Annotated in this window: 15 protein-coding genes; 7 read left to right on the top strand and 8 right to left on the bottom strand. The window is 63.8% G+C overall.

Features of this window, described 5'->3' with window-relative positions; translation table 11 throughout:
- Window positions 1-93 precede the first annotated feature (93 nt).
- Together FEM01_RS16335 and rimK are read left to right on the top strand one after the other, a co-directional pair.
- Window positions 94-576, top strand: a complete 483-nt coding sequence (locus tag FEM01_RS16335; protein WP_138220526.1) for an ATP-dependent zinc protease family protein — start codon at window positions 94-96, stop codon at window positions 574-576.
- A complete protein-coding gene (rimK, locus tag FEM01_RS16340) occupies window positions 573-1,478 on the top strand; it encodes a 30S ribosomal protein S6--L-glutamate ligase (protein ID WP_138220527.1) in 906 nt (301 codons plus the stop codon). Before FEM01_RS16335 ends, rimK begins: the two co-directional genes overlap by 4 nt.
- Window positions 1,479-1,523: 45 nt before the next feature.
- Here the strand turns inward: rimK and FEM01_RS16345 are convergent, their stop codons facing one another.
- Window positions 1,524-2,837, bottom strand: coding sequence for an ATP-binding protein (locus tag FEM01_RS16345; protein ID WP_138220528.1), 1,314 nt, complete (start codon window positions 2,835-2,837; stop codon window positions 1,524-1,526).
- Between the two features lie 118 nt (window positions 2,838-2,955).
- Entirely contained in the window at window positions 2,956-3,696 is a 741-nt protein-coding gene (gene ompR, locus FEM01_RS16350) for an osmolarity response regulator transcription factor OmpR (protein WP_138220529.1), read from the bottom strand.
- 228 nt (window positions 3,697-3,924) lie between these two features.
- Between ompR and FEM01_RS16355 the strand changes: the two genes are divergently transcribed.
- The 5 genes from FEM01_RS16355 (at window position 3,925) to FEM01_RS16375 (ending at window position 14,749) form a co-directional block, all read left to right on the top strand.
- Entirely contained in the window at window positions 3,925-6,252 is a 2,328-nt protein-coding gene (locus FEM01_RS16355; RefSeq protein WP_138220530.1) for a Tex family protein, read from the top strand.
- Window positions 6,252-6,635: a PaaI family thioesterase gene (locus FEM01_RS16360; RefSeq protein ID WP_138220531.1), complete on the top strand. Its 384-nt coding sequence runs from the start codon at window positions 6,252-6,254 to the stop codon at window positions 6,633-6,635. The genes FEM01_RS16355 and FEM01_RS16360 overlap by 1 nt, the downstream gene beginning before the upstream one ends.
- Before the next feature lie 350 nt (window positions 6,636-6,985).
- Window positions 6,986-8,563: a glutamate--cysteine ligase gene (gene gshA / locus FEM01_RS16365; RefSeq protein ID WP_171030977.1), complete on the top strand. Its 1,578-nt coding sequence runs from the start codon at window positions 6,986-6,988 to the stop codon at window positions 8,561-8,563.
- A complete protein-coding gene (locus FEM01_RS16370) occupies window positions 8,563-9,198 on the top strand; it encodes a TetR/AcrR family transcriptional regulator (RefSeq protein WP_138220533.1) in 636 nt (211 codons plus the stop codon). Before gshA ends, FEM01_RS16370 begins: the two co-directional genes overlap by 1 nt.
- Before the next feature lie 82 nt (window positions 9,199-9,280).
- Window positions 9,281-14,749: a dermonecrotic toxin domain-containing protein gene (locus tag FEM01_RS16375; protein ID WP_138220534.1), complete on the top strand. Its 5,469-nt coding sequence runs from the start codon at window positions 9,281-9,283 to the stop codon at window positions 14,747-14,749.
- A 44-nt stretch (window positions 14,750-14,793) separates the two neighbouring features.
- Here FEM01_RS16375 and FEM01_RS16380 read toward each other — a convergent pair whose 3' ends face one another.
- The 6 genes from FEM01_RS16380 to ssuE all read right to left on the bottom strand — a co-directional run bounded on the left by FEM01_RS16380 (window position 14,794) and on the right by ssuE (window position 19,518).
- On the bottom strand, window positions 14,794-15,009 hold the full coding sequence (locus FEM01_RS16380) for a TOBE domain-containing protein (protein WP_008095172.1): 216 nt from the start codon (window positions 15,007-15,009) through the stop codon (window positions 14,794-14,796).
- 32 nt (window positions 15,010-15,041) lie between these two features.
- A complete protein-coding gene (gene ssuB / locus FEM01_RS16385) occupies window positions 15,042-15,854 on the bottom strand; it encodes an aliphatic sulfonates ABC transporter ATP-binding protein (protein WP_138220579.1) in 813 nt (270 codons plus the stop codon).
- Window positions 15,854-16,651, bottom strand: coding sequence for an aliphatic sulfonate ABC transporter permease SsuC (gene ssuC, locus FEM01_RS16390; RefSeq protein WP_138220535.1), 798 nt, complete (start codon window positions 16,649-16,651; stop codon window positions 15,854-15,856). Before ssuC ends, ssuB begins: the two co-directional genes overlap by 1 nt.
- Before the next feature lie 10 nt (window positions 16,652-16,661).
- Window positions 16,662-17,810, bottom strand: a complete 1,149-nt coding sequence (gene ssuD / locus FEM01_RS16395) for an FMNH2-dependent alkanesulfonate monooxygenase (RefSeq protein WP_138220536.1) — start codon at window positions 17,808-17,810, stop codon at window positions 16,662-16,664.
- Between the two features lie 61 nt (window positions 17,811-17,871).
- Window positions 17,872-18,837, bottom strand: a complete 966-nt coding sequence (locus FEM01_RS16400; protein ID WP_138220537.1) for a sulfonate ABC transporter substrate-binding protein — start codon at window positions 18,835-18,837, stop codon at window positions 17,872-17,874.
- An 87-nt stretch (window positions 18,838-18,924) separates the two neighbouring features.
- The gene (gene ssuE / locus FEM01_RS16405) at window positions 18,925-19,518 is read right to left on the bottom strand and encodes an NADPH-dependent FMN reductase (protein ID WP_138220538.1); all 594 of its coding nucleotides are present in this window, start codon (window positions 19,516-19,518) and stop codon (window positions 18,925-18,927) included.
- Window positions 19,519-19,571: the final 53 nt, after the last annotated feature.

The raw sequence follows: 19,571 nt of genomic DNA on the forward strand, positions 1-19,571 counted from the left end.
CTGTCTGTCACAGAACTGTACTACCGTCACTGACGGATGCAAAAAATCCAGGCCGTGATTACAGTTCACCTCCTCATCCGCAGGGCGCGCTTCGTGAAGACATTTGACCACCTGACTGTGATCGGCCTGCGCGAGTGGGTCGCCTTGCCAGACCTCGGTGTCGCCGGCCTGCGCGCCAAGATCGACACCGGGGCCAGTACTTCCAGCCTGCACGCCACCGAGATCGAACCGTTCATGCGCGATGGCGAGCGCTGGGTGCGTTTCACTGCGCACCTGGGCACGGTGGTGCAGTTGCGCCATCGCCGTTGCGAAGCCCCGCTGGTGACCATGAAAACCATCAAAAGCTCCAATGGCCACGCCCAGACCCGCTACGTGATCCGCACTCCGCTGGCGCTGGGCAACCGGGTCTGGGAGGTGGAGTTCACCCTGGCCTGCCGCAAGAGCATGCGCTACCGCCTGTTGCTTGGATCGAAGGCCTTGGTCCACGGTCAACTGGTAGTCAACCCAGGCGTGAAGTACGTCCAGGACAAACCGGCCTTCCCGGCCACCCTTTCCCCTGTCACAGGTGCTGCATGAAGATCGCTGTGCTTTCGCGCAATCCGCGTCTGTATTCCACCCGCCGCCTGGTCGAGGCAGGCACCCAACGGGGCCACGAAATGGTGGTGATCGATACGCTCCGGGCCTACATGAACATCGCCAGCCACAAGCCACAGATCCACTACCGTGGCAAACCGCTGGAAGGCTTCGATGCCGTCATCCCGCGCATCGGTGCTTCGGTCACGTTCTACGGCTGTGCAGTTCTACGCCAGTTCGAGATGATGGGCGTCTATCCACTCAATGAGTCGGTGGCCATCGCCCGCTCCCGCGACAAACTGCGCTCACTGCAATTGCTGTCACGGCGCGGTATCGGCCTGCCGATCACAGGCTTCGCACACTCGCCGGACGACATTCCCGACCTGATTCAAATGGTCAACGGCGCACCGCTGGTGATCAAGGTGCTCGAAGGCACCCAGGGCATCGGCGTGGTGCTGTGCGAAACCACCAAGGCGGCCGAATCGGTGATCGAGGCCTTCATGGGCCTGAAGCAGAACATCATGGTGCAGGAATACATCCAGGAGGCCGGCGGCGCCGACATTCGCTGCTTCGTGGTCGGCGACAAGGTCATCGCCTCGATGAAGCGCCAGGCCAAGCCGGGCGAGTTTCGCTCCAACCTGCACCGCGGTGGCGTGGCCAGCCTGATCAAGATAACCCCCGAAGAGCGCATGACCGCCATCCGCGCCGCCAAGGTCATGGGGCTGAGCGTTGCCGGCGTGGATATCCTGCGCTCCAACCACGGGCCGCTGGTGATGGAGGTGAACTCGTCACCGGGACTCGAGGGAATCGAAGTGACCACCGGCAAGGATGTTGCCGGCATGATCATCGAACACTTGGAAAAGAACGGTGGACCGAATCAGACCCGTACCAAGGGTAAAGGCTGACGGCGCTCGCGGGGCAAGTCGTATCGACGCCCCGCGTGCTCGGCCCTAGACGGCATCGCGCGGTAACAACAGCCCCAACGGCAAGCGCACCCGCGCCTCGATCCCTCCACCGGAACGGTTGCGCAACTCAACATTGCCGCCATGCTGCGCGGCAATGCGCTTGACGATTGCCAGCCCCAGCCCGGTACCCTTGCCGCCACGGGCCCGATCACCACGGATGAACGGGTTGAAGATGGTCTCCAACTCCGACTCATCGATCCCGGTGCCACGGTCCAGCACGCTGAGCACCACGTACGGCGCACCCTGCTCGCCAGACACATAGGCCGCCACCTCAACCCCCTTACCGGCATGGTGCAGGGCGTTGCCAATCAGGTTGCCGAGCATACGCTTGAGCGACACCCTGCGCAGCGGGAAGGGCGGAATCGGCTCCAGGCACAGGCGTACCCGCTCCTCGGGCTGGTTATACGGGGCGACCACGTCGCGGATCAGTTCGTTAAGATCGACCTCTTCCACCGGTTCGTCGCGTCCATCGCGGATGAACGCCAGGAACTGGTCAAGGATCGCATCCATGTCCTCGATGTCGCGCACCATGTCGTCGCTGAGGTCGCTGTCGTTGCCCATCAACGACAGCGACAGGCGCAAGCGGGTCAACGGTGTGCGCAAGTCGTGGGACACTCCCGCCAGCATCAATTCACGCTCGCGCCCAGCCTGCTCGACGTCCTCGGCCATCTGGTTGAACGCACGGTACACCTCTGTCATTTCGCTGGGGGTGTCGCTGATCGGCAGGCGAACGCTGCGCCCCTGGCCCAGTTGGCGGGCGGCAAATACCAGGCGCTTGAGCGGTTGGTTGAGTTGGCGCACGAAAATCCAGGCCGACGCGGTGGACAACAGGCCAATGGCCAGGAACCAGCCCAGCACGTTCCAGATTTTCTGCCCACGCAGCGGATGTGGGTACAGCGGCACTTTCAGCCAACCCGGCCCCAGGCTTGGGGCGTTGACCCACAAAGCCGGTGGCGCATGAATACGCAAACGCACCTCGGTGTCTTCGCCAAGCTCGGCCTGCATCTGGCGCTGGTAGATCTCGCTGTACGGCCAGTGCTGTTCACCTTCGGGCACTCCCGAGCCGGTCACCCGAATCAGCCCCGCCGCCTCGGCAATCTGGTCGCGGTTGCTTTCATCCGCCGCCCAGTAGGCACGCAGCGTCAACGCGACGCCGTGGCTGTACTGCCGATCGACCAGCACGTCCTCGTTCATCAGCAGGTACACCAGCGTCAGCGCCTTGGAGAACAACACGACGATGAGCACCAGCCATAAGGTGCGGGCGAAGAAGCTTTGCGGGAACCAGAGAGGGGTTTTCATCGTTGCCAACTACTGCGCTGCGAAGGTGGAGTCGCCCACCGAAATGTACCGACCGCCACACATGCAAACAGGGCGACCCACTGGAGCCGCCCTGCCACACCGTAGCGAGCCGACGGGCTTACTTGCTGGCGTTTCCATCCGGCACGAAGACATAGCCCACGCCCCAAACGGTCTGGATGTAGCGCGGCTTGGAGGGGTCAGGCTCGATCATCCGGCGCAGGCGCGAGATCTGCACGTCGATGGAGCGCTCCAGGGCGTCCCACTCGCGGCCACGGGCCAGGTTCATCAGCTTGTCGCGGGTCAGCGGCTCGCGGGCGTGCATCACCAGCGCCTTGAGCACGGCGAACTCGCCGGTGGTCAGCATGTGCACTTCGTCGCCACGCTTCAGTTCGCGGGTGGCCAGCGACAGCGCGTAGTCGCCGAAGGTGACGGTTTCTTCCTCGCTGCCCGGGGCGCCCGGTACGCTCGGCGCCTGGCGGCGGAGCACGGCCTTGACCCGGGCCACCAACTCGTCGGGGTTGAACGGTTTGGCGAGATAGTCGTCCGCCCCCAGCTCAAGCCCTTTGATACGGCTGAGTTCATCGCCCTTGGCGGTGAGCATGATGATCGGGATCTGGTTGTTCGAGGCGCGCAGGCGCTTGCACGCAGACAGGCCGTCTTCGCCCGGCAACATCAGGTCGAGCACCACCAGGTTGAAGACTTCACGGGCCAGCAGACGGTCCATCTGCTCGACGTTGGGCACCGTGCGCACGCGGTAGCCTTTGCTGGTGAAGAAACGGTCCAGCAGGCTGCTCAAGCCCGGATCATCGTCGACGATGAGAATCTTTTCGCCTTCAGCGTTGTTTGCAGTGCTGGTCATGAATCACTCCTCTAGGATCGCCGCGCATTATGGCGTAGCCACTGCTGCGCGTGCCGTGTGCATTGTTAGCAGATTTTTCCCGCGGTGCCACTTCCACGCCGCAAAGGGCTGGCGCAGCGCCATCACCGCAACCCCGGCACGATGGGTATAATGCGCCGCTTTGATCCAGCGCCGCCGGCGCCCGAGCCCGCTGCGCACCTTCGTATTCACAATTGTCAGGTGGTTTACATGGACAGCATCAACAGCCGTATCGCCGAGGAACTGGGTGTACGCCCACAGCAGGTCGAGGCGGCCGTGGGCCTGTTGGACGAAGGCTCGACCGTGCCCTTCATCGCCCGTTACCGCAAGGAAGTGACCGGCAGCCTGGACGACACGCAGCTGCGCCACCTGGAAGAGCGCCTGCGCTACCTGCGCGAACTCGACGAGCGCCGCGCCAGTATCCTGGCCAGCATCGACGAACAGGGCAAGCTCACCCCGGAGCTGGCCCGCGAGATCAAGCTTGCCGACACCAAGACCCGCCTCGAAGACCTTTACCTGCCCTACAAGCAAAAACGCCGCACCAAGGGCCAGATCGCCCTGGAAGCGGGCCTTGGCGAGTTGGCCGACGGCCTGTTCAACGATCCGCAACTGACCCCGGAAAGTGAAGCTGCGCGTTTCGTCGATGCCGAAAAAGGCATAGCTGACGTTAAAGCCGCCCTCGAAGGCGCCAAGTACATCCTCATGGAGCGCTTCGCCGAAGACGCCGCCCTGCTCGACAAGCTGCGTGGTTTCCTCAAGCAGGAAGCGGTGCTCAGCGCCCGTGTGGTAGCCGGCAAGGAAGAGGAAGGCGCCAAGTTCCGCGACTACTTCGCGCATGACGAACTGCTGCGCAACGCCCCGTCACACCGCGCCCTGGCGATCTTCCGTGGGCGCAACGAAGGCGTGCTGAGCGCCTCGCTCAAAGTCGGCGAAGAGTTGCCCGGCACACTGCACCCCTGCGAGCTGATGATCGCCAACCATGTGGGGATCGAGAACCGCAACCGTGCGGCCGACAAGTGGCTAGGCGAGGTGGTCCGCTGGACCTGGAAGGTCAAGCTGTACACCCACCTTGAGACCGACCTGTTCGGCGAACTGCGCGACAACGCCGAAGGCGAGGCGATCAACGTCTTCGCCCACAACCTGCACGACCTGCTGCTCGCCGCGCCCGCCGGCCCCCGCGCAACGCTGGGCTTCGACCCAGGCCTGCGGACCGGCTGCAAGGTGGCGGTGGTCGATGCCACCGGCAAGCTGCTGGACCATGCCACGGTCTACCCGCACGCGCCCAAGAACGACTGGGACCGCACCCTTTCGATCCTCGCCGCGCTGTGCGCCAAGCACTCGGTCGAACTGATCGCCATCGGCAACGGCACCGCCAGCCGTGAAAGCGACAAGCTGATCGGCGAACTGGTCAAAAAATATCCAGCGCTGAAAGTCACCAAGGTCATGGTCTCCGAGGCCGGCGCCTCGGTGTATTCGGCATCCGAGCTGGCTGCCCGTGAATTCCCCGACCTGGACGTATCGATCCGTGGCGCGGTGTCGATTGCCCGTCGTTTGCAGGACCCGCTGGCCGAGTTGGTGAAGATCGACCCAAAATCCATCGGCGTGGGCCAATACCAGCATGATGTGTCTCAGGTGAAGCTGGCGCGAGGCCTGGACGCTGTAGTCGAGGACTGTGTGAACGCCGTGGGCGTGGACGTCAACACAGCCTCGGTGGCGCTGCTGACGCGCATCTCGGGCCTGAACGCCACCCTGGCGCAGAATATCGTCGCGCACCGTGACGCCAACGGTCCGTTCGCCACCCGCGCAGCACTGAAAAAAGTCAGCCGCCTGGGCGAGAAGACCTTCGAGCAGGCCGCAGGATTCCTGCGCGTGATGAACGGCGACAACCCGCTCGATGCCTCGGCCGTGCACCCCGAGGCCTACCCGCTGGTACAGCGCATCGCCGCCGATACCCAGCGCGACATCCGCTCGCTGATCGGCGACAGCAGCTTCCTCAAGCGCCTGGACCCGAAAACGTTCACCGACGAGACGTTCGGCCTGCCGACCGTTACCGACATCCTGCAGGAACTCGACAAGCCAGGCCGCGACCCGCGCCCGGAGTTCAAGACCGCGACCTTCCAGGACGGCGTCGAAGACCTCAAGGACCTGGAGCCGGGCATGATCCTCGAAGGCGTGGTGACCAACGTCACCAATTTCGGCGCTTTCGTCGACATCGGCGTGCATCAGGACGGCTTGGTGCACATCTCGGCGCTGTCGGAGAAGTTCGTCAAAGACCCGCGTGAAGCGGTCAAGGCCGGCGACGTGGTCAAGGTCAAGGTCATGGAAGTGGATATCCCGCGCAAGCGCGTGGGTCTGTCGATGCGCATGAGCGACACTCCCGGCGAGAAGGTCGAGGGTAACCGTGGCGGCACTCGCGGTGGCAACGCTGGCAATCGCCAACCACAGGCGCAACGCCCGCGTGAAACCGCCACCGCCGCGCCGGCCAACAATGCCATGGCCGCGCTGTTCGCCAATGCCAAGCAGTTGAAGAAGAAGTAATGGACGTTCCGAAGGAATACGTCGAGAGCGCCTTCAGCCAGTTGCTGGGCTGCCGCCTGCAACGCCTGGACAGCGGCGTGGCCGAGGTTGCCCTGGCGCTGACGCCGCAGTTGCGCAACCGCGGGCAAAAGCTACATGGCGGGGCGATCTTCAGCCTGGTCGACATCACCATGGGCCTGGCCTGCTCGGCCAGCCATGGTTTCGACCAGCAAAGCGTGACCATCGAGTGCAAGATCAACTACCTGCGCGCGGTCAGCGAAGGCGAAGTGACCTGCATCGCCCAGGTGCTGCACGCCGGGCGCCGCACACTGGTAGTCGACGCTGACGTGTTTCAGGGCGACAAGCGGGTGGCCAAGGCGCAGGGAACCTTCGCGGTTCTCTAGCTGCCAGAGGCCCATCTGCGGTATTTTCGACGCCATGCTGCACGCCTGATCACAGGGCAAGCCCTAAAGCCAGTCAGTTAAGCCAATTGGGGCTGCTTTGCAGCCCTTCGCGGGTAAACCCGCTCCCACAGGTTCTGCGCTCAACTCAAGTGCGGCGCGGTCCCTGAGGGGGCGGGTTTACCCGCGAAGGGGCGCAACGCGGCCCCAATGAACCTTAACTGGCTTGCCCTCGATCGGATGCGACGGAACCGCGTAAACCAGGCGACAACGCCAGTTCCTTTTCCAACTACCCTTGTAGACCGTCACCTCCACCCCCATATTGGGGCGACTGACGCGTGAAGGAATCCATCTTGAGCGACCTCCTCAACCGCCGCCTGAGCCTGCTCGGCGACAATATCGACCTGCTCAAGCAGTGCCTGCACGGCATTGAGCGCGAATGCCTACGCGTGACCGACGAAGGTCGCCTGGCCCAGACCCCGCACCCCGAAGCCCTGGGTTCGGCGCTGACCAACGAGCAGATCACCACCGACTATTCCGAGTCGCTGCTGGAGTTCATCACTCCAGCACTGGCAGACCCGGCCCAGGTGCTCGAGAACCTCGAACAGATCCACCGCTTCGTCTACACCAAGCTTGGCGACGAATACCTGTGGAGCCCGTCGATGCCCTGCGCGCTGCCGGCCGAAGAGGACATCCCGATCGCCGAGTACGGCACATCGAACATCGGCAAGCTCAAGCACGTGTACCGCAAGGGCCTGGCCCTGCGCTACGGCCGCACCATGCAGTGCATCGCCGGCATCCATTACAACTTCTCGCTGCCCGAAGCGCTATGGCCCCTGCTGCGCCAAGCCGAGGGCAGCGAGCAGGACGTGCGCGACTACCAGTCCTCGGCCTACATCGCGCTGATCCGCAACTTCCGCCGCTACAGCTGGCTTCTGATGTACCTGTTCGGCGCATCGCCCGCCCTGGACAAAGGCTTCCTGCGCGGGCGTGCGCACCAGCTCGAGGAGCTGGACGCCGAGACGCTCTACCTGCCCTACGCCACCAGCCTGCGCATGAGCGACCTGGGCTACCAGAGCAACGCCCAGGCGGGCCTCACGCCCTGCTACAACGACCTCGCCAGCTACACCGACAGCCTGCGCAAGGCCGTGGGCACGCCCTACCCGCCTTACGTGGAGGTCGGCACGCACAAGGATGGCGAGTGGGTACAGCTGAACACCAACATCCTGCAGATCGAGAACGAGTACTACTCGAACATCCGCCCCAAGCGGGTCACCTACACCGGCGAGCGACCAATCCAGGCGCTGACCGCCCGTGGCGTGCAGTACGTCGAGGTACGCTGCCTGGACATCAACCCGTTCCTGCCGGTGGGCATCGACCTCACCGAGGCGCGCTTCCTCGACGCGTTTCTGCTGTTCTGCGCCCTGGAGCAAAGCCCCGCGCTGGAAAACGGTGAATGCGGCCAGTGCACCCACAACTTCCTCACCGTGGTCAAGGAAGGCCGGCGCCCAGGCCTTGAGCTACAGCGTGATGGCCAGCCAGTCGCACTCAAGCAGTGGGCCAGCGAACTGATCGGGCGTATCGGCCAGCTGGCCGAACTGCTCGACCGTGCCCAAGGCAGCGACGCCCACGCCAGGGCCCTGGCAGCGCAACAGGCCAAGGTCGATGACGCCGCGCTCACGCCCTCCGCCCAGGTGTTGGCACGCATGACCGAACACGACGAGACCTTCGTGCAGTTCTCGCTGCGCCAGAGCCGTCTGCACGCCGAGACCTTCCGTGAGCAACCGCTGAGCGTCGAGCAGCAACAGGCCTTCGAGACCCTGGCCCGCGAGTCGCTGGCCAAGCAAACGGAGCTGGAGCAGGAGGAAGTCGGTGATTTCGACCTGTTCGTCGGTGCCTATCAGGCCAGTATCCTGGCCATCAGCAACTGATGAACCGTCCCGTCACCTCGCGCAAACCGCGCGCCAGCAGCCAGGCCAGGATCGATGCGATCCTGGCGGCGGCGCGCGAGCTACTGGCCGGGCAAGGGGTGGCAGGCTTGTCGATCTACAGCGTCGCCGAGCGAGCACAGATTCCACCGTCGTCGGTGTATCACTTCTTTGCGAGCGTACCCGCCCTGCTGGAGGCACTGACTGCCGATGTGCACCGGGCCTTCCGCGAGGCTTTGAGTGCGCCGATCGACAACACAGCGTTCGATACCTGGCACGGCCTGTCGCGGCTGATCGAACAGCGCATGCTGGCCATCTACAACGAAGACGCCGCCGCACGGCAGTTGATCCTTGCCCAGCATGGACTGAGCGAGGTGGTGCAGGCCGACCGCCAGCACGACATGGAACTCGGTGAGCTGATGCACAGCCTGTTCGCACAGCACTTCGACTTGCCCACGATGCCGCGTGACGTCGATGTGTTCGCCCTGGCCATGGAACTGAGCGACCGCGTCTACGCCCGCTCCATGCAGCTGTTCGAGCAGATCACGCCGCGCATGGCAGAAGAAGGCATGCGCGTGTTCGAAGCCTACCTGTCACTTTACCTACCGCCCTTCCTACCCCTGCGCCGTAACAACTGAGCATATATTTCTACCGCCTTCTGGCGCGCCCGAATCTCTTCAATGGTGGCTCCACCCACCGTCCTTGAAGGGATCATCATCCATGCCCTCGGCAGAATCCAACCCGCTCGACCTCAAGACACTCGCCATCAACGACGACACCGTCCTGCGCCCGCAACTGGCCGGCAAGGGCAACCTGCTCGCCGCCGTTCGCCAACCCTTGCAGGACAGCGCCAGTCAACTGCGTCGCCTGTTCAATCTAGCGCCCAGCCTGCGCCAGACGCTGCACGACAAGCTGCAAACCCATCTGCAGATGGACCCGACCCATTGCGGCCTGCGCCACGCGGACAGCCAAGTGACCCTGCTGACGTTCGCCGCCCGCCTCATGGCCAGTCCAGTGGCGGCCAATGCCTTCATGGGCTGGTCGACCTGGGGTTTCGCCGACACCCAAGCACAAGCTCGCATGAGCGCCGCGGACTGGGCAAGAGAGCTTGGCCCGCGGGTGACTGGCACGAACTTGCAGGCCCAGCGCGATTACTGGGAAGCACGCATGCCGGGCACTTTCGTTTCACGCCACGCCCACGCCTGCGAGCTGTTGCGCCAGCATTTCAGCAACAGCCTGAACCTGGCCTACGGACTGGGTAGCTTGGATACCCAGCGCTGGCTGCAAGGCCGAGAAGCTGCGCCGAACTATGCGCAGTTGCAGTGGCGACTCCCAGCAGGCACCAAGCTGACCAGTACGTTCGCCCTGCTGATCGCCCCGCAGACAGGGCAAACGGGCTGGCTGGCCTACCTACCGTCGCTGTCCACCCATGTGCTGGCATTCGATGACCTAAAGCGCTTGCGCAGTTGGGTGTTCGAAAACCGCTTCACGTTCTGGTCAGACCCGCGCTCGCCCCTCACCGATGGCAGCCTGGACGATGTGCTGATCACCGAACTGCAAACCGACGGCTTCGCGGCCCTGATAGAAGAAACCCAGCGCCAGCAGCAGGAGATCGCCGACCATCATCTGCACCAGATCTGCCTGCAAAGCGAAACCGGCCCGCTGGACTGGTCAACGCTGCAAGCCTGGGAAGCGCAACGCCAGGAAATCGTTCGCCAGAACATATCTGCCACGCTTGAGACCAGCATCGAAGAGGTGATGGCCAACGATAGCGCACTGGCGGAGGAAGAGATCCATTTTGCCTGTCTGCCCACGCACCTGCCCGTCGGATGGCGCGAGCAGCAGGTCGAGCGCCAGGAGGCCCTGCTGGAGGCGCATCTCGACGGGGAAAGTGATCCTTCGTCGACCAAGCTCAGCGCGCTGCGTGAGCATCAGACCGCGCTGGACCAACTGCAGGACGCACAGGACATCGACCTGCTCGAACTGGCCGAGCCAGTGACCGCTGATAGCCTGCAAGCGCACCTTGCGCCGATCAACCAGCGCCTGGTTCAGGCCTTACTGCTCGAAGCCCGTATACAGCATGCACTGGGCGAGCTGTCCGACGCTCATCTGGAGTGGGTCGAACAGCTCGTCGAGAGACCTGGGCAAAGCCTGCAACGCTCTGTGCAAGCCTGCGCCCTGGAACTGGTCAGCGGCGACCGTACATGGCCACTGAACGGCTACATGACATTCCGTGCATTGCCTGAGGAAGACGAGGAAGATCCGCTGCAATCGGTGCTGCTATACCGTCCAGGGCAACGCGGCGGGCTGATGGCCTTCGAAGACGAAGCGGCCCTTGTCCACAGCCTGCAACTGACCTTGCACGGTGCCTGGCCCGATGCGCTGTTGGAAACAGCCACGCTCGACGACACACAGCTGCAGGCGCTACTCACCCAAGATACACCGCTGGCCTTCAATCATCCGGTCATCGTCTCGGACTTCATGGAGCATTGCGTAGGGGCCATCGTCACCGCGTTGCCTGCCGAGACGTCCCGGGAACTCGCCCGACAGCGCCTGTGTGTCAGCGAAAACCGCGCCAGGGCCGTTGCCTTCGCGCGCTTGGCGCAAGCCAACCGCAGCAGCCATATTCAGGAACAACTCGCGCCGTTGCAGCACCTCGGCACCGAGCAACTCGCGGAGCTGGCGACCGAGGTCGACTCGCTACGAAGCGCGCTGCATGCCTCTGCCGACTTGCTCACTTGGAGCCTGCCATCGCGCAGTCAGTTCACCCTGCACTTGTTGAATGACCATTTACGCAAAGCGTTCGGCGTACCGGCTATACCACGGATCACCTTGGACATTGCTGACAGCGTCACGCTGAAGAAAGTGGTGAGCGGCCAGTCGGGAATGGGTGCAGCGTCCAGAGATGTACCAGTCTTCAGTGAGACGCGCCATGATATTGCCCTGGAGGCTTTCATGCTGACGGCGCTGGATGACAGCCGCCGCTTGAGGCTGGCCAATGCCAAGGTCAAGTTGGACCCAGCGAATCCCGTCCTGGAGCGCGAGCTCACGTCAGCCTACTTGGCATCGCTGATCACCGAGCTGGATACCGCCGGCCGCTATGAGACGCGCATCGTCAATGCCTACCTGGGCTTCGCGCAAGAGACGGCCTGGCAGGCGCAATGGCGCCAGGAAACCTTGCGCAGGCCTTACGAGCATCGCCTGCGGCTGTTGGCTCTGAGCAGGCCGAGCACTCTCGACGCCGATGGCCAGCGACTGCTGGAAACATTCTGCCGCGAGCAGGTCGATGCCAGCGTGGCCAGAACAATCACCTACCACACCCTTGAACTAAGGCCGGGCATTGCCGCCGACGGCTCCACCGATCGAGTGGGGTTGTCTGGCATCACGGTCATCAATGAAGAGCACACCCCAGTGCTGTTGTACCTGCCAGAGGCACCCAATGGCCAGGTGATCAGCCAGTACCCCAGCCCTGGCGAGGCATGCGAGGCACTGCAAGACATGGCGCTGGATCCGCAGATGGCCCGCTATCTGGCGGACAAGACCCAGTCCGGCACTCCTGGCGAGAACGAAAAGTACATCGAGATGGCCTTGGCAAATGGCTTCAGGTCGTTCATCGCGCTGGGCTCAACCCGCACTGAAAGCTTGCCAACCTATGAGTCTCGCCTGGAGATGGGTGAGCTGCTGCGCAGTCATCGCGACTCATCGCGCAGCCAGGCCGATATGGCCTTGGCGGCGCCGGAGGTATTCGACCATTACTTCTTCCTCGGCCTGAGGTTGGCGCTCGGCATGGTGCCCGGCGCAGGTACGGCCTTATCGCTCTACGACGGCTGGCAGGCGGCGACCGCGGCAGTCAAGGCGTTCGGCAATGGCAGTACTGAAGCAGGCCTGCAACACCTGGTCAGCCTGTTGCAGTCGCTGAGCGACGCCATCCTCACCCTCGCCCCCTTGGCGAGCAACCCTGGCCAGCCTGCAAGCACGGCGCACCTGCTGACACGCCAACGCCAACGCCAGACGCTGCTCACGCCAGTGAGCGAGGTGCGCAAGACACCCCCCAGCCCGTTCATCGGCTATGAAGCCGAACTGCCAGCCGGCCCGATGCTGCGCTCCACACTGGCACAAGGGGCAGGCGTGTTCGAACACACCGCCACCCAACAACACTACATCCTACGCAGCAATACCTGGTATGCCGTCGATTGGGACCCTACCTACGCCACCTGGCGGCTCAAGCCCCAGGGCCTACGCACCTATCGCCAACCGGTGCGGCTGAGTGAGCAAGGTGCGTGGGAGACGCCGGGCAGGCTCAACGGGCTGCTGGTCGATAACGGTCTGCAAGGAGGGGGCGGCGTGCTGACCACACTATACGACCAGGGCATCGCCTACTGGCGCCAGCTACTGCGCCGCCAGCCCCGGCAACTGACCGGAATTGAACTGGCGCACGACATCAATGACGAGTTGGTACGCATCAGAGCGCGCTTGAAAACCAAGCACGCGAACTACCGCTCCGCGCTTCAAGCGGTGGTCGAGGGCGCACATCCGGACGATGCACAGCGGGTGGCGCTTGCCGGGGCCCGCCAGCAGTTGAGTGATGAGTTCGAACGTAGCATCGAATTCAACTCGCGCAGCATTGCTCGGCTGCAAGAGCAACGCGCGACCCTGAAAAGAACGGATTACGCCACCTTCAAATCATTGTGCGAGGCGAATATCAGTGAGATGAGCGAGGCACAGATGCATATTGCATCGGACCGCCTGGTCCTCAGCACGCGGCAGAGCGAGCTCGCAAGCAACGCATTACAGGCCCTGCAAGACACTATACCGTCGGCGACCACGCGCAAGCGCGTGACACAGGACAGCCTGCTTGCGAATCAGGAGGTGATCGCAACCCTCACGGAAATAGAACGCTTGGCAATCCGCCATCACGCGAGGTGCAAGACCTTGCAGGGTAAAGCCCTGACTGAATACCTCCAGAGGGTCTCGAAAACTGGGTTGACGCTGGATATCACCAATGCCCAATTGCTCAGGGCGTCATTCCTGTCGATGACATTGCTCCATGCAAATGCCGTTGAGCATTTCCAGGCAAGTGCATTCCTGACGCATTTCATAGAGCACGGCGCCGTATTGCAAAATACGCTCTACAGTCACCTTGCTCTGCCTAAAGCCAATCTCAGTCGGCCCCAGGAGCGCAACTTCCTCAGCAGTGCGCAACGCCAATATGCGCGCTTCCTGAGCCACCTCACAGCTTGGGAGGACAACTTCCATGACTTGCTGGCGCCCAATGAAGTTCTGGCGTTACGCCAGCTACTGCGCAAGATTGGAGAGGAAATCGAGGCCACACTCGACAGGGCAGCAGCCACCGCCGCACGCCAACGCCCAGCCACTCGGCCCGGTCCCGCTGTCAGCCGGCCACGTCTGTTCGAAACGGTGGAAGGGCCGATGATCGGCCGCGAGCACGTCGAGGGCGGACAGCTCAGCATGCGTATCAACCAGCCGCACTCCGATCGACCACATCGCATCTACGTCAGGAACGAGGCAAACCTGTGGCAGCCCTCCACGCCAGAACGCGCAGCCCCGACCGAGACACTGCAGCAACTCGTCGACTCCGCGACTGCGCGGCTGGACGATCTTCCAAAGCAGCAGGCCAAGTTACGTCAATACCAGACGCCTGAAGCCATTCCCGTCGACTTGGAGGACATCGCTCAGGGGCACGCCGAACAACTGCGCTTCATCGCCGGCCAAGTCCGGCGCAAAGCCGGTAGCGCGATCACAGCCGAACAGCACGCACTCACACAGCGACTGGACGCTGCCGCCGGGCACATGCAGACGCTGGGCCGTCAGTTGCGCACCGCGCAGACCAAGGCAACTGGCAAGCCAACGGTCGGACACCTGCATTATCTGCTGGAGCAACAGGCGGTGGAGGTGGCCTGGTCGCGTATCTTGAAGCCAAAGCTCGACCGCCAGGGCAATCCTGCCGAGTACCTGGAGGAGTACCTGGTTCGTGATCGCGCGACCCAATCGCCCCTGTGGTACGCGCACTTCCACTTCCGCAAACGGCCCACACAAGGCTTCAACCGGCTCGAAGCCGGTCATCTGAAGCTTGCAAGCGAGCGCGACCTGGGTGCAGGCGCGTGGCGTGGCAGCATGAGCGAAACGCAAGCTAACCAGCTGTTCGGCAACCTGCGTCCGCCGGCGTAAGGTGACATTCCCCTGGGCGGCTGAGCAGCCCAGGGGAATCAGTCTTACAGCTTGGCAATCGACACTTCGGTGGATTTGACGAAGGCGATGACTTCGCTGCCCACCTGCAACTCCAGCTCTTTCACCGAGCGGGTGGTGATCACCGAAGTGACGATACCGGAGGCGGTCTGTACGTCGATTTCCGACAGTACCGGACCTTCGAGGATTTCCTTCACGGTGCCTTTGAACTGGTTGCGCACGTTGATGGCTTTGATGGTCATGGTGTGGTTCCTTCTCTATTGGCTTCGGGGGTTCAGTGGGCCCAACGCAATTGCGTGGGCAAAGGGGCTACAGGTTCCGGCTCGGGCGGGGTGCCCGGCGCGGACAGAACACGGTTGAGCACTTCGCTTTCCAGCGCGGCCAGGCGGTGCGAACCACGCGCCCGGGGTCGGGGCAGGTCGACCGAGAGGTCCAGGCCAACGGCGCCGTCCTCGATCAAAATCACCCGGTCGGCCACGGCGACAGCCTCACTGACATCGTGGGTGACCAGCAGCACGGTGAAGCCATGCTGGCGCCACAGGCGCTCGATCAGTTGCTGCATCTCGATACGGGTCAGGGCATCCAGCGCACCCAGCGGTTCGTCCAGCAGCAGCAGGCGCGGCTGATGGATCAGCGCACGGGCCAGGGCCACGCGCTGCTTCTGGCCACCCGACAACGCGGCCGGCCATTCGTCGGCGCGATCCGCCAGGCCGACGGCTTCCAGAGCATCCAGCGCACGCTTGCGCCAGTCGCCGGACAAGCCCAGGCCGACGTTATCGATCACCTTCTTCCAAGGCAGCAGGCGGGCGTCCTGGAACATCAGGCGGGTTTCCTCGCGGGCATCGGCCAGCGCCGCTGCACCGGCCAACAGCTCGCCGGCGCTGGGCTGGTCGAGGCCAGCCAACAGACGCAGCAAGGTGCTCTTGCCGCAGCCACTGCGCCCGACGATGGCCACGAACTGCCCGGCCGGGATGTGCAGGTCGATACCACGCAACACGTCACGCTGACCGAAGGTCTTGCGCAGGCCGTTGGCGGCCAACGGGATGCCTCGCAGCAGGCGCGGCGGCTGTTCCTTGAGCACGGTCATCATGCGCCCTCCTTCTTCGCCACCTGGTACGCCGGGTGCCAGCGCAGCCACACACGTTCCAGGCCACGGGCGGCCAGGTCGGCCAGTTTGCCGAGCACGGCGTACAGCACGATGGCCAGTACCACCACATCGGTTTGCAGGAACTCACGGGCGTTCATGGCCAGGTAGCCAATGCCGGCGCTGGCCGAAATGGTCTCGGCGACGATCAGGGTCAGCCACATGAAGCCCAGGGCAAAGCGCACGCCCACCAGGATCGAAGGCAGCGCCCCCGGCAGGATCACCTGGCGGAACAGCGAGAAGCCCGACAGCCCATAGCTGCGCGCCATCTCCACCAGCGCCGGATCGACGTTGCGAATGCCGTGGTAGGTGTTGAGGTAGATCGGGAACAGGGTCCCCAGCGCCACCAGGAAGATCTTCGCTGACTCATCGATACCGAACCACAGGATCACCAGCGGGATCAGCGCCAGGTGCGGCACGTTGCGAATCATCTGCACCGAGCTGTCGAGCAGGCGTTCGCCCCAGTTCGACAACCCGGTGATGAAGCCCAGCAACAGGCCGATGCTGCCGCCGATCAGAAAGCCCACACCGGCCCGCCAGCCGCTGATGGCCAAGTGGGTCCAGATATCGCCGCTGCGCACCAGCTCGATGCCGGCGCTGACCACCGCGCTCGGCGCTGGCAGGATGCGGGTCGATAGCCAGCCCACGCTGACCGCCAGTTGCCATACCGCCAGCAACAGCAGTGGCAGGGCCCACGGCGCCAGGCGCTTGGGCCAGGTGGTTGAAGTTGCACGACTCATGACCCGGTCCTCAGCTCTGCGACACGGCTTTAGGCAAAATATCGTTGGCGACCATCTCGCCGAACGGGCTCACATAACCGCCTGTCTTGGGTTGCTCGGGACGATTGACGTCCAGGTGCGGGAACAGCAGCTCGGCCACGCGGTACGACTCTTCCAGGTGCGGGTAGCCGGAGAAGATGAAGGTATCGATGCCCAGGGCTGCGTATTCCTTGACCCGCGCGGCGACGGTCGGGCCATCGCCAACCAGCGCGGTACCGGCACCACCGCGCACCAGACCGACGCCGGCCCACAGGTTGGGGCTGACTTCGAGTTTGTCGCGATTGCCGTTGTGCAATGCGGCCATGCGCTGCTGGCCCACCGAGTCGAAGCGCGCCAGCGATGCCTGGGCACGCGCGATGGTGTCGTCGTCCAGGTGCGAGATCAGCTTGTCGGCGGCGGCCCAGGCCTCTTCGTTGGTTTCGCGCACGATCACATGCAGGCGGATGCCGAAGCGCACTTCGCGGCCTTGGGCGGCGGCTTTCTCACGCACCTGGGCGATTTTTTCGGCCACGGCCGCTGGCGGCTCGCCCCAGGTCAGGTACAGCTCGACCTGTTCGGCGGCCAGGTCCTGCGCGGCGTCAGACGAGCCGCCGAAGTACAGCGGCGGGCGCGGTTGCTGGATCGGCGGGTAGAGCAGTTTGGCGCCCTTCACCTGGATATGCTTGCCATCGTAGTCGACCACTTCGCCTTCCAGCACCTTGCGCCAGATGCGGGTGAACTCGACGGAGGCTTCGTAGCGTTCCTGATGGTTCAGGTGCAGACCGTCACCGGCCAGCTCGTCCGGGTCGCCACCGGTCACCAGATTGAACAGTGCACGACCGTTGGACAGCCGGTCCAGGGTAGCGGCCTGGCGCGCAGCCACGGTCGGCGAAATGATGCCGGGGCGCAACGCCACCAGGAATTTCAGGCGTTCGGTCACCGGGATCAGTGAGGCGGCGACCAGCCAGGAGTCCTCGCAGGAACGTCCAGTGGGGATCAGCACGCCACCGAAACCGAGGCGGTCAGCGGCTTGTGCGATCTGCGACAAGTAGCCGTGGTCGACGGCGCGGGCGCCTTCGTTGGTGCCCAGGTACTTGCCGTCACCGTGGGTGGGAAGAAACCAGAAGATGTTCAGGCTCATTGGAGTTGTCTCCTCAAGGGTGGCTCAAGGCCGGGGCCGCGCCCCGGCGCTGGCGAAGGGTTCAAGGCGCGCTGGCGACCTTGGCCGGGGGTGTCCAGATCACGTCCTTGATGCTCAAGGGCTTGGGAATCAGCTTTAGGGCCTGGAAGGTGTCGGCGATCTTCTGCTGCGCAGCGATGACCTCGGGGGTCAGTGGAGCGGCACCGTAGCCTTGGCGCTTCACCGACGTGAGGGTGATGTCAGCGGGCAGGCCCAACAGTGGCGCGACCTGCGCGGTGACCTGCTGCGGGTTGGCCTGGGACCACTGGCCCACGGCGCGCACTTCATCGATCAGCGCACTGACCACCGCCGGGTGCTGGGTCGCGTAGCTGCGCGTGGCCAGGTAGAACTGGTGGTTATCCACCAGGCCCTTGCCGTCACGCAGGGTGCGCGCCTGGAGTTGCTGTTCGGCGGCAGCCTGATACGGGTCCCAGATCACCCAGGCGTCGACACTGCCACGCTCAAAGGCGGCGCGAGCGTCGGCCGGCGGCAGGTACACAGGCTGGATATCGCTGTACTTCAGGCCCGCGTCCTCCAGGGCGCGCACCAGCAGGTAGTGCACGTTGGAGCCTTTGTTCAGGGCGACTTTCTTGCCCTTGAGTTCTTTTACCGACTGGATGCTCGAGCCCTTCGGCAACAGAATCGCCTCGCTGTGCGGGGCAGGCGGCTCATAGGCGACGTAGAGCAGATCGGCGCCAGCAGCCTGGGCGAATACCGGTGGCGTCTCACCGGTTACGCCGAAGTCGATGGAACCGACGTTGAGGCCTTCGAGCAGTTGCGGGCCACCGGGGAACTCGGTCCATTGCACGTCGATGCCCTGGGCTTTGAGGCGCTGTTCCAGCGAGCCTTTGGCCTTGAGCAGCACTAGGGTGCCGTATTTCTGGTAACCGATGCGCAGGCTCTCGGCCTGGGCTTGGGTGATGGCGCCGAAGGACACAGCCGCCGCAAACAGGGCGACCAGACCGCGACGCAAGAAGACTGTGCGCATGGCGCTCTCCTGTGCGAGTGGGTTCGGGTAGCACCTGCTTGCCTCGTTGACGGGCGAGTAAGGTGGAAAAACAGTGAAGCGGGTGGCTCAGATGCTCCAGCGGGCACTGAGCAGGCGTTCGTTGAGCACGCCCGGTGCGACCGGTTTGGGTCGGCGGGCCAGCGCGCTGTGGAAGGTTTCCAGCGAATCCAGCAGGCGCTGCTCCAGCGCCGGGGCAAGTTGCGCGGGCGTGCGCCCTTCGCCATAGGCGATCTGGCTGTCGTCGGCGAAGATCCCTTGCAGGGTCTCCTGCGCCTTGAGTGCCGACAGCACCGGCTTGAGGGCGTAATCCACGGCGAGCATGTGGGCGATGCTGCCGCCAGTGGCGATGGGCAGCACGACCTTGTGCTCCAGGGCGCGCTCAGGCAGCAGGTCAAGCAGGGTCTTCAGGGCACCGGCGAACGATGCCTTGTACACGGGCGTTGCGACCAGCAGGCCATCGGCCTGGGCGACCAGTTCATTGAAATGGCGCACCTGCGGGCTGTCGAAGCGCGCGTGGAGCAAATCTTCGGCACTGAACTCGCGCACCTGGAAGGTCACCACCTCCACGCCACGCTCTTGCAGCCAGTCGCGCGAATGTTCGAGCAACACGCCGGAGCGTGAACGAAGGCTGGGGCTACCACCGACAGAAACAACCAACATTGAAAGCGCTTCCTTCGATTCGTTTGCAGGGCCGCGAGGGGTTGGCCCCGCTG

Origin of the sequence: Pseudomonas mosselii, from assembly GCF_005796105.1 — a bacterium.
GTDB classification, from domain to species: Bacteria; Pseudomonadota; Gammaproteobacteria; order Pseudomonadales; family Pseudomonadaceae; genus Aquipseudomonas; species Aquipseudomonas mosselii_C.